Origin of the sequence: Vibrio alginolyticus NBRC 15630 = ATCC 17749 (assembly GCF_000354175.2) — a bacterium.
Lineage (GTDB): Bacteria > Pseudomonadota > Gammaproteobacteria > Enterobacterales > Vibrionaceae > Vibrio > Vibrio alginolyticus.
In genome coordinates this window covers 1,410,756-1,423,140 of sequence record NC_022349.1, presented here as the reverse complement: position 1 = coordinate 1,423,140, position 12,385 = coordinate 1,410,756, and the positions used below count along the sequence as shown (strand labels likewise).

15 protein-coding genes are annotated in these 12,385 nt (G+C 45.7%); all 15 read left to right on the top strand.

The annotated features are described in order from the left end of the window. The first annotated feature begins 9 nt into the window (after positions 1-9). The 15 genes from N646_RS06385 (at position 10) to N646_RS06315 (ending at position 12,377) form a co-directional block, all read left to right on the top strand. A complete protein-coding gene (locus N646_RS06385; RefSeq protein WP_017820811.1) occupies positions 10-1,122 on the top strand; it encodes a protein-glutamate methylesterase/protein-glutamine glutaminase in 1,113 nt (370 codons plus the stop codon). An 8-nt stretch (positions 1,123-1,130) separates the two neighbouring features. Continuing rightward, positions 1,131-1,910: a ParA family protein gene (locus N646_RS06380; protein ID WP_005380505.1), complete on the top strand. Its 780-nt coding sequence runs from the start codon at positions 1,131-1,133 to the stop codon at positions 1,908-1,910. Next, complete coding sequence (locus N646_RS06375; protein WP_017820810.1) at positions 1,900-2,994, top strand: chemotaxis protein CheW; 1,095 nt, start codon at positions 1,900-1,902, stop codon at positions 2,992-2,994. Before N646_RS06380 ends, N646_RS06375 begins: the two co-directional genes overlap by 11 nt. 35 nt (positions 2,995-3,029) lie before the next feature. Continuing rightward, a complete protein-coding gene (locus N646_RS06370; protein WP_005380507.1) occupies positions 3,030-3,524 on the top strand; it encodes a chemotaxis protein CheW in 495 nt (164 codons plus the stop codon). Positions 3,525-3,537: 13 nt separating this feature from the next. Next, the gene (locus N646_RS06365) at positions 3,538-4,032 is read left to right on the top strand and encodes a DUF2802 domain-containing protein (RefSeq protein ID WP_031777229.1); all 495 of its coding nucleotides are present in this window, start codon (positions 3,538-3,540) and stop codon (positions 4,030-4,032) included. A gap of 289 nt (positions 4,033-4,321) precedes the next feature. Then, the gene (gene ccmA / locus N646_RS06360; protein ID WP_005380511.1) at positions 4,322-4,939 is read left to right on the top strand and encodes a cytochrome c biogenesis heme-transporting ATPase CcmA; all 618 of its coding nucleotides are present in this window, start codon (positions 4,322-4,324) and stop codon (positions 4,937-4,939) included. A 1-nt stretch (position 4,940) separates the two neighbouring features. After that, the gene (gene ccmB, locus N646_RS06355) at positions 4,941-5,609 is read left to right on the top strand and encodes a heme exporter protein CcmB (RefSeq protein ID WP_005380512.1); all 669 of its coding nucleotides are present in this window, start codon (positions 4,941-4,943) and stop codon (positions 5,607-5,609) included. A gap of 109 nt (positions 5,610-5,718) precedes the next feature. After that, positions 5,719-6,462, top strand: coding sequence for a heme ABC transporter permease (locus N646_RS06350; protein ID WP_005380513.1), 744 nt, complete (start codon positions 5,719-5,721; stop codon positions 6,460-6,462). An 11-nt stretch (positions 6,463-6,473) separates the two neighbouring features. Continuing rightward, a complete protein-coding gene (gene ccmD / locus N646_RS06345; protein ID WP_005380515.1) occupies positions 6,474-6,680 on the top strand; it encodes a heme exporter protein CcmD in 207 nt (68 codons plus the stop codon). Further along, positions 6,677-7,162, top strand: a complete 486-nt coding sequence (ccmE, locus tag N646_RS06340) for a cytochrome c maturation protein CcmE (RefSeq protein WP_005380516.1) — start codon at positions 6,677-6,679, stop codon at positions 7,160-7,162. The genes ccmD and ccmE overlap by 4 nt, the downstream gene beginning before the upstream one ends. Continuing rightward, positions 7,159-9,135: a heme lyase CcmF/NrfE family subunit gene (locus tag N646_RS06335; RefSeq protein ID WP_021034009.1), complete on the top strand. Its 1,977-nt coding sequence runs from the start codon at positions 7,159-7,161 to the stop codon at positions 9,133-9,135. Before ccmE ends, N646_RS06335 begins: the two co-directional genes overlap by 4 nt. Before the next feature lies 1 nt (position 9,136). Then, entirely contained in the window at positions 9,137-9,691 is a 555-nt protein-coding gene (locus N646_RS06330; RefSeq protein ID WP_005380518.1) for a DsbE family thiol:disulfide interchange protein, read from the top strand. Then, positions 9,688-10,173 carry a cytochrome c-type biogenesis protein gene (locus N646_RS06325; RefSeq protein ID WP_017820808.1) on the top strand — a complete coding sequence of 162 codons (486 nt, stop codon included), beginning with the start codon at positions 9,688-9,690 and terminating at the stop codon, positions 10,171-10,173. Before N646_RS06330 ends, N646_RS06325 begins: the two co-directional genes overlap by 4 nt. Beyond that, entirely contained in the window at positions 10,173-11,387 is a 1,215-nt protein-coding gene (gene ccmI, locus N646_RS06320; RefSeq protein ID WP_017820807.1) for a c-type cytochrome biogenesis protein CcmI, read from the top strand. Before N646_RS06325 ends, ccmI begins: the two co-directional genes overlap by 1 nt. A gap of 216 nt (positions 11,388-11,603) precedes the next feature. Beyond that, positions 11,604-12,377: an MlaA family lipoprotein gene (locus tag N646_RS06315; protein WP_005380523.1), complete on the top strand. Its 774-nt coding sequence runs from the start codon at positions 11,604-11,606 to the stop codon at positions 12,375-12,377. The last annotated feature ends 8 nt before the right edge of the window (positions 12,378-12,385 follow it).

Sequence of the window (12,385 nt, the reverse complement as noted above, 5' to 3'; positions counted from 1 at the left end):
AGGAATAAGATGGCGATTAAAGTACTAGTCGTTGATGATTCGAGTTTTTTCCGACGTCGCGTGAGCGAAATCATCAACTCAGAATCGCGCCTAGAAGTGATTGACGTTGCGGTAAATGGTAGAGAGGCGGTTGAGAAAGCCAAATCCCTCAAACCTGACGTCATCACGATGGATATTGAAATGCCAGTTATGGATGGCATTACAGCTGTACGTGAAATAATGGCCGCTGCTCCAACGCCAATTCTAATGTTTTCGTCCCTGACCCACGACGGGGCGAAAGCTACGCTTGATGCGCTAGATGCAGGCGCATTGGACTTCTTACCGAAAAAGTTTGAGGACATTGCGCGTAACCGTGAAGAAGCTGTGTCATTACTTCAACAGCGTGTGATTCAGATTGCCTCGAAGCGCGCTTTCATGCGTCGACCTATCGCTCGCCCAACAGCGAGTACCAGCACGACTACTCGATCATTAGGTTCAAGAACGGCTTCACCTGTGACTCCAACACCAACTCGACCTGCTGCGACAAAGTACCGTGCTTCTGGTAAGAAGTATCAACTGACGGCAATTGGCACATCAACAGGTGGCCCCGTTGCTCTACAAAAAATTCTGACGCGCTTGCCGATGAACTATCCGCATCCGATTGTATTGATTCAACACATGCCAGCAACGTTTACTGCTGCGTTTGCCAGTCGTTTGAACACCTTGTGTAAGATTCAAGTGAAAGAAGCACAAGATGGCGATGTGTTACAGCCCGGTGTGGCATACCTTGCACCAGGTGGGAAACAAATGATGGTAGATGGACGAGCGGGCGCTGCTCGTCTTCGCATTATTGATGGCGGCGACCGCATGAACTACAAACCATGTGTGGATGTGACTTTTGGTTCTGCCGCAAAAGTATATGACGACAAAGTGCTCTCTTTAGTGTTGACAGGCATGGGTGCAGACGGTCGTGAGGGCGCTCGCATGTTGAAGTCTTCAGGCTCAACTATTTGGGCACAAGATGAAGAAAGTTGTGTTGTTTATGGCATGCCCCAAGCGGTTGCTAAAGCAGGTATTTCTTCAGAAGATTTACCGCTTGACCGCATTGCTGAACGCATGTTGGTGGAAGTTGGCCTAGCTTAGGATTCATCATGATTGTTTGGAGTGTAGCTAACCAGAAAGGAGGCGTGGGTAAAACCACCTCAACAGTGACATTGGCGGGCTTATTGAGCCAAAAAGGCCATCGAGTATTGATGGTTGATACTGATCCTCACGCCTCACTGACTACTTATCTCGGTTATGATCCTGATGCAGTAACTTCGAGCCTATTTGATTTATTCCAGTTGAAGACGTTTTCTCGTGAGACGGTTAAGCCGTTGATTTTAGAAACAGAGCTGGAAGGAATGGATATCATTCCCGCGCATATGTCCCTTGCCACGCTTGATCGCGTAATGGGTAATCGCAGTGGTATGGGATTAATCTTAAAACGGGCGCTGCAAACTGTCTCACAAGACTATGACTATGTGTTGATTGATTGTCCGCCAATCCTTGGCGTGATGATGGTGAACGCGTTGGCAGCCAGTGACCGAATTTTGATTCCTGTTCAAACAGAGTTTTTGGCGATGAAAGGTCTAGAGCGCATGATGCGTACGCTAACCATTATGCAAAAATCTCGCCCGGGCGGTTTCAAAGTGACTATCGTCCCAACCATGTACGATAAGCGCACGAAAGCGTCATTGCAGACATTGATGCAACTGAAAAAAGATTACCCAAATCAAGTGTGGACCTCAGCGGTGCCTATTGATACCAAGTTCCGCGATGCCAGTTTAAAGCACTTGCCAGCGTCGCATTTTGCATCTGGTAGTCGTGGTGTGTTTGCCTATAAACAGCTACTGATTTATCTGGAGAGGTTGGCGTTCGATGAGCAGTAATGATGTGCTGTCCAGTGAACAAGCACTTGATGACTACTTTAATGCATTACTGGATGATGAAACTGAAATAACGACTCTTGAGGAAGACCTTGACCTATTGGCTCAAGAGGTATCATCTGCAGAGCCAGAGCCAGAGCCAGAGCCAGAGCCAGAGCCAGAGCCAGAGCCAGAGCCAGAGCCAGAGCCAGAGCCAGAGCCAGAGCCAGAGCCAGAGCCAGAATTGCAGCTACAATACTCGGAGCCAGAAACGTACCAGTTTCAAGAAACATATCCGCCAGAGTTGGAAGCTCCAAACCTGGAAGATGTTCAAAGGCTATTAAGTCAGCTTGAAGCAAGCAACCCAGTGGCTGAGTTGGATATTGATAGTATTCTTGAACAAAATACGATTGATATTGCAGCAGAGATAAAAGCGGCTGAGCCTGAGGTACAAACCTTTAGTGAGGTGCCTGAGCTTCAGGGTGTTGAGGAAATACAGGACTGGGTGATTGATGAGCCAGTTTTTGAGGAAGCTCAACCAGAGGTGGATGAACCTCACGCAGTGATCGAACAAAGTATCAATATAGAATCGAACGTCGATACTGAACTCGAAACACAAGCAGATTCCGATATACCAACGGTCTGGGAAAGCACGAAGCGAAGTGAGGACTTCCAAGTTCTTTACTTTGATGTGAATGGTGTCACGTTTGCTGTACCTCTTGATGAGTTAGGTGGTATTCATCGCATTAGCGAGCTTAACCATTTGATAGGAAAACCCGCCTGGTATTTGGGGCTACAAACAAATCGCGAGCAACAGTTTGATGTCGTCGATACCGCGAAATGGGTGATGGCAGATAAGCTTCGTGATGATAGCTATAAAGATAACTACCAATATGTCGTCATGCTTGGTGAGAGCATGTGGGGGTTGGCCAGTAATCAATTAATGGGGACTGAAACGCTTAATATCGACAAGGTTCGCTGGCGTGAGCAGGCGGGTAAACGCCCTTGGCTAGCGGGCATGGTAAAAGAAAAAATGTGTGCCTTAATTCATGTCCAGGCGCTCATTGACATGCTAAACGCCGGTTTAGATGTCAAATCACTGAATTAGATTTAAGTCGGGAACGACATTAACGAGGATTAACTATGTCTCAAGCTTTTGAAGTAGAAGTGAAGAAAGATGCATCGAATGACGAAGTTCTTCAGTGGGTGACGTTCCAGCTAGAAGAAGAAACGTACGGCATCAACGTAATGCAAGTTCGTGAAGTACTTCGTTATACTGAAATTGCCCCTGTTCCAGGTGCACCAGATTATGTACTTGGTATCATCAACCTACGCGGTAATGTAGTTACTGTTATCGATACACGTTCACGTTTTGGCCTGATGGAAGGCGAAGTCACCGACAACACTCGTATTATTGTGATCGAGTCAGAGCGTCAAGTGATTGGTATCTTAGTAGATAGCGTGGCAGAAGTCGTTTATCTGCGTTCTTCTGAAATTGATACGACGCCTTCTGTTGGTACCGACGAGAGTGCGAAGTTCATCCAGGGTGTGAGCAACCGTGACGGCAAGCTTCTTATCCTTGTGGATTTGAACAAGCTGCTAACAGATGACGAGTGGGACGAGATGGCTCACCTTTAATGGCTGAATGATGATGGCTGAAGAGACTCTTTTATCTGCTCCATTCCTTGCGGGTGGCGTCGCTTTTATTGTGTTAGTTTTGGTTGTTTTGCAACTGCGGATTCGCTCTGGGTTACAAAAGCAGTTAGACCAACAACGAGCTCAATCTCGACACGCAGATAAAGAAGTGCAAAAGTTGAGTAAGCAGTTACTCGAAGTGCGCTCGGTTGTCGTTGGTCTTGGACAAAAAGTGACGGAGCAACAAGACATTATTCAGCACTTAAACGAGAGAATTCGCGAACTCGAACACGCTGATACTGATGGTCGCTTGTACAGTCGCGCTTCTAAAATGGTACAGCTTGGCGCTGATATCAACGAGCTGATTGAAGAGTGCGAACTACCAAAAGCCGAAGCTGAGTTGATGCTTTCACTGCAGAAGAAACTGGCGGGGAAAGAGAAGATTCCACCATTAAGTGGTCAGCCATCAGATGATGCAGAATATCCAACGCGTGGACGTCGTCGACGCTAAAGGTTATCAAGCGATAAAAAAGAGGCGTTATTACGCCTCTTTTTTGTTTTTAGCCGCTAATGCTCTTCTTCAATACAACCCTAGATAACCTTCAGTCGTTCTTGCTCTTAGCTCTGGCCTCTCAAATTCAAAATGAGCGCTTATAACTACTTATAGTTAATTTTATTAAAGTGTGATGATTAATTAACAAAAATACATGAACTTACATGTAACCTAGCCCTCTTATCCTGTTTTGTCATAACTAAGCTGTGCTAATATAGCGGCTCGTTCATTTTTTAGTTGAAGCTCTATGTTAGAAGTGTCTAACCTGACAGCAATCCGTGATGAAAGGGTTCTGTTTGAAAACCTGCAGTTTGAAATTAAGCCTGGTGAATTGGTCCAGATCGAAGGGCGTAATGGTACTGGTAAAACTACATTGCTACGGATTGTGACAGGGTTAGGTGATAGAGAAGAAGGTGTCATTAAATGGAAAGGCGAAGAGGTTGAAAAATCTCGTGATGTTTTCCATCAAGATCTGCTTTTCTTAGGACATCAAACAGGAGTGAAACGAGAGCTTACCGCATTAGAAAACTTACGTTTTTATCAATCTATTCAAAATAATCGCTCTTCAGACGAAGAAATCTTTATCGCTTTGACTCAAGTAGGATTAGCTGGTCGAGAAGATGTGCCTGTAGCACAACTTTCCGCAGGTCAGCAACGACGAGTCGCATTGGCAAGGTTATGGCTCAGTAAGCAAATTTTATGGATTTTAGATGAGCCGTTGACTGCCATTGATAAGCAAGGCGTCAAGGTGCTTGAATCTTTGTTCGCAAGTCATGCTGATAATGGCGGTATTGTTGTGTTGACGACGCATCAAGATATGTTTGCGGACAGCCCGAAACTTAGAAAAATAAAGCTGGGTGACTGATATGATTTCCTCGATGACCACCATCATTCGTCGTGAGCTCCTAATCGCATTTCGCCGTCAGGCAGACATTCTAAACCCGCTGTGGTTCTTTATTATTGTCATTACTCTCTTTCCTCTGAGTATTGGACCAGAACCTAATTTGTTAGCACGTATTGCAGCGGGCATCGTTTGGGTTGCCGCATTGCTGTCCGCCTTATTATCATTAGAGCGTCTATTTCGTGATGATTTTCAAGACGGTGCACTAGAACAAATGATGCTAATGCCGATTCCATTGCAACTTGTAGTGGTTTCAAAGGTCATAGCACATTGGTTGTTAACAGGGTTACCTCTGATTTTAATTAGCCCATTATTGGCGGTTTTACTTTCGCTCGACTTCAATACTTGGCTATCGGTTGTATTAACCTTGATGATCGGTACACCAACACTAAGTTTTATTGGCGCCATTGGTGTGGCGTTGACTGTTGGGTTGCAAAAGGGTGGCGTTCTTTTGAGTTTGCTTATTCTTCCGCTCTACATCCCAATTTTGATTTTCGCAACATCGGCAATTGATGCTGCCGCACTCGGTATGGCGTATAACGGTCAACTAGCGATTTTAGGTGCGATGCTAATGGGGGCGATGACATTAACGCCTTTTGCCATCAGTGCCGCATTACGAGTTAGTGTCAACTAACTCAATAAAGTGCCAATGAAGCGGCGCTTGATCAAAGAATTATTATTAAAGCACTGCTACGGTCTCAACCCTTTAGACAGTGTCCCTGAAGTAAGAGTGAGAACAAAACATGTGGAAATGGCTACATCCTTATGCCAAGCCAGAAGCAGCTTATCGTTTGAGTGGTAAGTTTCTGCCTTGGTTTTCTGTATTGGCCCTCGTATGCTTATCGGTTGGTACGGTTTGGGGGCTTGCATTTGCGCCTTCAGATTACCAACAAGGTGACAGTTTCCGAATCATCTACATTCATGTCCCATCAGCTATTTGGTCTATGGGCGTTTATATGTCGATGGCGATCGCTGCATTTATTGGCCTAGTATGGCAAGTTCGCCTATCTGATATGGCGGCACTTGCGATGGCTCCGATTGGTGCAGTATTTACTTTTATTGCTCTACTTACAGGTGCTGTTTGGGGCAAGCCTATGTGGGGCACTTGGTGGGTATGGGATGCCCGTCTTACATCTGAATTGATTCTTCTATTTCTCTACCTTGGTGTGATTGCGCTTTACCATGCGTTTGACGATCAAAAAACCGCCGCAAAAGCTGCTGGTATTTTAGCGATCGTAGGCGTAGTAAACCTACCTATCATTCACTTTTCCGTGGAATGGTGGAACACGCTTCATCAAGGTGCGACGATCACGAAATTTGAACAACCTTCTATTTCATCCGACATGCTTTGGCCGTTATTGCTGAACATCTTTGGCTTTGCGTTCTTCTTTGGTGCCGTGACGATGGTCCGTTTTCGTAACGAAATCATCAGTAAAGAAAGTCACCGCCCTTGGGTGCGCAAACTCGCAACAGAACAAACTCAGTGAGGTAACTGATTATGCATTTTGAATCTCTGAGCGACTTTTTTGCCATGGGTGGCTACGCATCATACGTATGGAGTGCGTTTGGTATTACTTTCTTATCCATGCTGATTCTTCTGATCACTAGCCTTCGCCGCGGTGATGCATTATTGAAAGAAGTGAAAGCAAAAATTGACCGTCAAGCTCGTATCGACGCAGCGAAGAACATGGAGAACACCTTATGAACCCGAGACGTAAAAAGAGGCTAGGTATTGTACTAGCGATCTTTATCGGTATTAGTGCCACCATTGGTTTGATACTTTATGCGCTTAACCAAAATATGGACCTTTTCTATACTCCAACGGAATTGGTTAATGGTAAGCCAGATGGCACCAAGCCAGAAGTAGGCCAGCGTCTGCGTATCGGTGGAATGGTGGTTGTGGGCTCAGTTCGTCGAGATCCTAATTCTTTGAAAGTGAGTTTTGACCTGCACGATGTCGGTCCGAAAGTGACGATTACCTATGACGGTATTCTTCCTGACTTGTTCCGTGAAGGGCAGGGTATTGTTGCTCAAGGTGTACTGAAAGATGCCACGACAGTTGAGGCATTTGAGGTCCTAGCGAAGCACGATGAAGAATACATGCCACCAGAAATTGCAGAAGCGATGAAGAAAACGCATGAACCGCTTCAATACAGCACCGAACAGAAACAAGGAAGCGGCCAATGATTGCTGAAATCGGTCACTTTGCTCTCATTCTTTCGCTTGCAATGGCAGTGCTGTTGAGCGTATTGCCATTGTGGGGAGCATCGAATAATAACACCATGCTCATGAACACAGCGCGACCGCTATCTTGGTCTATGTTCCTGATGCTGTTGTTCTCTTTCGCCATTTTATGTTGGGGATTTTATACCAACGACTTCACGTTACAGTATGTAGCGAGCAACTCGAATAGTCAGCTTCCTTGGTACTACCGTTTAACCGCAGTATGGGGTGCACACGAAGGTTCACTGTTGCTATGGGTGTTAATCCAAGCTGCTTGGACTGTCGCTGTAGCGACGTTTAGTCGTGGTATGCCGCAAGAGTCGGTTGCACGTGTACTTGCTGTTATGGGCATGATCTCAGTGGGTTTCCTACTGTTTATCATCTTAACGTCAAATCCATTCCTACGTACGTTACCGTTCTTCCCGGTTGACGGACGTGACTTGAACCCTCTGCTTCAAGACCCTGGTTTAATTGTTCACCCGCCAATGCTTTACATGGGCTATGTTGGTTTCTCGGTTGCGTTCTCTTTTGCTATCGCATCCCTAATGACCGGACGCCTTGACACGGCTTGGGCTCGTTGGTCTCGTCCTTGGACAACCGCAGCATGGGTATTTTTAACACTTGGTATCGCACTAGGTTCTTGGTGGGCTTACTACGAACTTGGCTGGGGTGGCTGGTGGTTCTGGGACCCAGTAGAAAACGCATCATTCATGCCTTGGTTAGCGGGTACCGCATTAATGCACTCTCTTGCCGTGACAGAAAAACGCGGCACATTTAAAGCGTGGACGGTACTATTGGCAATCTCTGCATTTTCGTTGAGTTTGTTGGGCACCTTCTTAGTCCGTTCCGGTATTTTAGTATCGGTGCACGCGTTCGCGTCTGACCCGTCGCGCGGTATGTTTATTCTAGGCTTCCTCGTTTTCGTTATCGGCGGCTCTTTATTGCTGTTTGCCGTAAAAGGGGCAGCAGTGCGTGTACGAGGTAACTTCGACTTAGTCTCACGTGAAAATGCGCTCTTAGCCAACAACGTATTACTTATCGCCGCTCTTGTTGTGGTGTTAGTGGGGACACTGTTGCCGCTCGTACACAAGCAGCTTGGTTTGGGGTCGGTCTCTATCGGTGCGCCATTCTTTGACATGCTATTTGCGTGGTTAATGATGCCATTTGCTTTTCTGCTTGGTATTGGTCCTCTTATTCGCTGGAAGCGAGACAGTTTATCTAAACTTGTGAAACCAATGCTCGTTTCAGGTGTGCTTGCTTTCGCTTTGGCCGCGCTATGCGTGTACCTGTTTGCCGATTTCTTCTCAACCATGGCTTACATTGGTTGGGTGATGGCGATTTGGATTATTGCGATGCATGGCTTTGAATTGTACGAGCGAGCAACGCACCGTCATAGCTTTAGTGAAGGTGTTCGCAAGCTGCAACGTAGCCACTGGGCAATGATGTTGGGTCATGTTGGTCTGGCGGTATCTGTTATCGGTATTGCGATGGTACAGAACTACAGCATCGAGCGAGATGTACGTTTAGCACCTGGCGAACACTTCCAAATTCAAGGTTATGATTTCTACTTCTCAGGCTTGCGTGATAAAGATGGTCCAAACTACGATGGCTACATCGCAGACTTTGAGATCACACATGATGGCAAATACGTGAATACGCTTCACGCAGAGAAGCGCTTCTACCGTACGGCTAAGTCTATGATGACTGAAGCAGCCATTGACCGTGGTATTAGCCGCGACCTATACATTGCAATGGGTGAACGTTTAGACGACAACCGATCTTGGGCTGTTCGTATTTACTATAAACCGTTCGTTCGTTGGATTTGGGCTGGCTCTTTGATTATGGCATTAGGCGGCGCACTAGCGATTTCTGATAAACGCTACCGCTTCCGTAAATCGCCGAAGAAAAACGCGAAGTCAAAAGAGCAGGAGGCATAACATGAATAAGAAAATCTTATTTATTCCGCTTGTCGCTTTCATGATTCTAGCGGGCATTTTCGCAACCCAATTAATGCGTAACCAAGAGGGCGATGATCCAACTAAATTGGAGTCGGTTTTGGTTGGTAAGCCAGTTCCTGAATTTCATTTAGAAGATCTGGCTGAGCCTGGAAAACAGTACGACCAATCAATTTTTAAAGGTGAACCGTTGCTCTTGAACGTTTGGGCAACGTGGTGCCCAACGTGTTATGCAGAGCATAAATACCTAAACGAATTGGCGGGTAAGGGCGTTAAGATCATCGGTATGAATTACAAAGATGATCGTAATAAAGCAATAGGTTGGCTGAATGATCTCGGCAACCCGTACTTGATCAGCCTATTTGATGGCAGTGGTATGCTTGGCCTTGACCTTGGTGTTTATGGTGCTCCAGAAACATTCATTATTGATGCAAATGGTGTGATTCGCTATCGCCATGTAGGGGATGTAAACCCACGTAATTGGTCAGAAACACTGGAGCCGCTTTACAACAAATTGGTTGAGGAGGCGAAGCAATGAGAAAGCTAATTCTTGCCGTTTTTGCTGCGATGACATTATCTCTTGCTGCTCATGCGGCCATTGAAGTGTACGAGTTTGATAATTTGGAACAAGAACAGCAGTTCAAAGAGTTAAGCCATACGCTCCGTTGCCCTAAATGTCAGAACAACACGATCTCGGATTCTAACGCTGAACTTGCTCAGGACTTACGCCATAAGGTGTACGAAATGACCAAAGAAGGTAAGTCCAAAGATGAGATCGTTGATTACATGATCGCCCGTTACGGTAACTTCGTGACTTACAACCCACCATTTACGGTCGCGACTGCGATTTTGTGGCTAGGGCCACTCGCTGTAGTACTGGGTGGTTTTGGTTTGATTGTACTGCGTAGCCGTAAACCTAAAGTTAAGGCAAAAGCGAGCAGTGACGAGCAATGGGATGAGCAAAAAGAAGCTCGTTTAAAAGCATTGTTTGAAGAAGAGAACAACGGAGATAAGAAGTAATGACACTATTTTGGATTTCCACCGTTGCTCTCACGCTTATTGCTTGTGCGCTGGTGGCTTTGCCGCTGCTTAAACAAAAAGCGAACAATGATGATGTGTTACGCGATGAGCTCAACAAGGCATTTTATAAAGACCGACTATCTGAGCTTGCAGAAGAAACTGACGAAGGTCTGGTTGAAAGTGAAGACGAACTGATTTCTGATCTAAAGCAATCACTGCTTGACGATATCCCTGGTGATAAAGCGCAAAAAGAAACCAAGGTTTCTCCAATCGCGGTTTTAGTTCCATCGGTAATTCTGACGGTGGTGCTGAGCTATGGTTTGTATTATAAATTTGGCGCGTCAGACGATATTGTTCAATGGCAAGAAGTGTCTGCAAATCTACCTGAGTTATCGAAAAAGCTGATGTCGGCTTCTTCTGAGCCGCTGAGTGACGATGAAATGGCGGATTTGACCCTAGCCCTTCGAACTCGCTTACATTACCAGCCGGAAGACTCGACAGGTTGGTTACTGCTAGGTCGTATTGCGTTAGCAAATCGTGATGTCACCACAGCTATCGATGCGATGGAAAAATCGTACCGCCTAGAGCCAAAAGACCCAGATGTGATGTTGGGTTATGCACAAGCTCTGATGCTGTCTCAAGAGGAAATGGATCAAGCGACGGCTCGCTCATTACTCGGCAAGCTGATGCAGCAAGACTATGTCGATCTGCGTGTGTTTTCTTTGTTAGCGTTCGATGCGTTTGAGCGTCAAGACTTCCCGGCAGCCATAAAGTACTGGGGAATCATGCAGCAAATGATTGGTCCAGAAGATAGCCGCTACGAGATGTTGTCACGCAGTATTGAGAGTGCTCGTAAGCAAATGGGCGAAGCGGTTTCACCGGATAAGAGTGTAGCTGTGACAATTAATGTGGCACCAAATGCTCAGTTGGATCCAAACGCAGTTCTGATTGTGTCAGTACATCGTTCAGATGGCTCTCCAATGCCTGTGGCTGCTGCTCGTTATCCGCTAGGTACTTTCCCTCGCACAGTCGTATTAGATGATGGCAATGCCATGATGCAAGGGCAAAAGTTATCTTCACTCGATAAGCTAATCGTCCGTGTGCGTGTAGATTCTGACGGTAACGTAGCAACGCGTGATCAAGATTGGCACGGAGAAAGTGACGTCGTTGAATTTGGCGCACCAGTAGAAGTGACCATTGATCAGCAGTATTAATTGTTAACATCTGTCTCTGAAACATGACAACGAGGTAGAGTCAGTTGCCTTTAGTGGTATGACTCTAAACGATCGAGTAGAATACCGAAGGCCAGCGATTGCTGGCCTTTATTTATTCCCATATCTGAGTCATCTTTACTATGTATCCTGCTCAACATACGTACAATGGTTAATCGGGGTGACTTAGGTACATTAATAGTCGTTATGGAAAATAAAATGTATAACAAGGGTAAATCTACCTTCTTGTTGCTGTTAGCCGTTGGACTGGTTGGCTGTTCAAGTGCGCCTGATGAAGCAGTAACAGGACAAGAAACAAATCAAACGACTTCTGATGTGTATGACCCGTTGGAAGGCTTTAACCGAACCATGTGGGAACTCAACTACGAATATTTAGATCCGTATTTGGTTCGTCCTGTATCACTTGCGTATGTAGAATACACGCCAGTTCCTATTCGTTCTGGTATCGCTAACTTCTTATCGAACTTAGATGAGCCAGCAAGCATGGTTAATAACTTAATCATGGGTAATGGTACGAAAGCCGTGGACCACTTTAACCGTTTTTGGATTAACTCGACGTTCGGTATTTTCGGTTTATTCGATATTGCAAGTGCCGCGGGTATTACGAAGTACGACGAGAAAGCGTTCAGTGATGCAGTAGGCCACTATGGTGTTGGAAATGGTCCTTACTTCATGGTTCCAGGTTATGGTCCGTATACCTTACGTGAAGTGACAGATACCGTAGATAGTACGTATTTACCCCTCTCTTATCTCAACTTCTGGGCGAGTTTGGGTAAGTGGGCGTTTGAAGGAATGGAGAAGCGTGCTTTGTTAGTACCGCAAGAAGCGCAGCTAGACTCGTCGCCGGATCCATATATTCTTACTCGCGATGTTTATATCCAGCGTCAAAACTTTAAAGCAGAAGTTGAAACGGTAGAAGAAGTTAACATCGAAGAAGAAGAGTATTTAGATGAATATCTAGAAGACTTTTAAGCGTTGTT

What these genes read in the sequence shown, in the direction of transcription:
- N646_RS06385 (WP_017820811.1), top strand. Translation starts at nt 10, where the DNA reads ATGGCGATTAAAGTACTAGTCGTTGATGATTCGAGTTTTTTCCGACGT.
- N646_RS06380 (WP_005380505.1), top strand. Translation starts at nt 1,131, where the DNA reads ATGATTGTTTGGAGTGTAGCTAACCAGAAAGGAGGCGTGGGTAAAACC.
- N646_RS06375 (WP_017820810.1), top strand. Translation starts at nt 1,900, where the DNA reads ATGAGCAGTAATGATGTGCTGTCCAGTGAACAAGCACTTGATGACTAC.
- N646_RS06370 (WP_005380507.1), top strand. Translation starts at nt 3,030, where the DNA reads ATGTCTCAAGCTTTTGAAGTAGAAGTGAAGAAAGATGCATCGAATGAC.
- N646_RS06365 (WP_031777229.1), top strand. Translation starts at nt 3,538, where the DNA reads ATGGCTGAAGAGACTCTTTTATCTGCTCCATTCCTTGCGGGTGGCGTC.
- ccmA (WP_005380511.1), top strand. Translation starts at nt 4,322, where the DNA reads ATGTTAGAAGTGTCTAACCTGACAGCAATCCGTGATGAAAGGGTTCTG.
- ccmB (WP_005380512.1), top strand. Translation starts at nt 4,941, where the DNA reads ATGATTTCCTCGATGACCACCATCATTCGTCGTGAGCTCCTAATCGCA.
- N646_RS06350 (WP_005380513.1), top strand. Translation starts at nt 5,719, where the DNA reads ATGTGGAAATGGCTACATCCTTATGCCAAGCCAGAAGCAGCTTATCGT.
- ccmD (WP_005380515.1), top strand. Translation starts at nt 6,474, where the DNA reads ATGCATTTTGAATCTCTGAGCGACTTTTTTGCCATGGGTGGCTACGCA.
- ccmE (WP_005380516.1), top strand. Translation starts at nt 6,677, where the DNA reads ATGAACCCGAGACGTAAAAAGAGGCTAGGTATTGTACTAGCGATCTTT.
- N646_RS06335 (WP_021034009.1), top strand. Translation starts at nt 7,159, where the DNA reads ATGATTGCTGAAATCGGTCACTTTGCTCTCATTCTTTCGCTTGCAATG.
- N646_RS06330 (WP_005380518.1), top strand. Translation starts at nt 9,137, where the DNA reads ATGAATAAGAAAATCTTATTTATTCCGCTTGTCGCTTTCATGATTCTA.
- N646_RS06325 (WP_017820808.1), top strand. Translation starts at nt 9,688, where the DNA reads ATGAGAAAGCTAATTCTTGCCGTTTTTGCTGCGATGACATTATCTCTT.
- ccmI (WP_017820807.1), top strand. Translation starts at nt 10,173, where the DNA reads ATGACACTATTTTGGATTTCCACCGTTGCTCTCACGCTTATTGCTTGT.
- N646_RS06315 (WP_005380523.1), top strand. Translation starts at nt 11,604, where the DNA reads ATGTATAACAAGGGTAAATCTACCTTCTTGTTGCTGTTAGCCGTTGGA.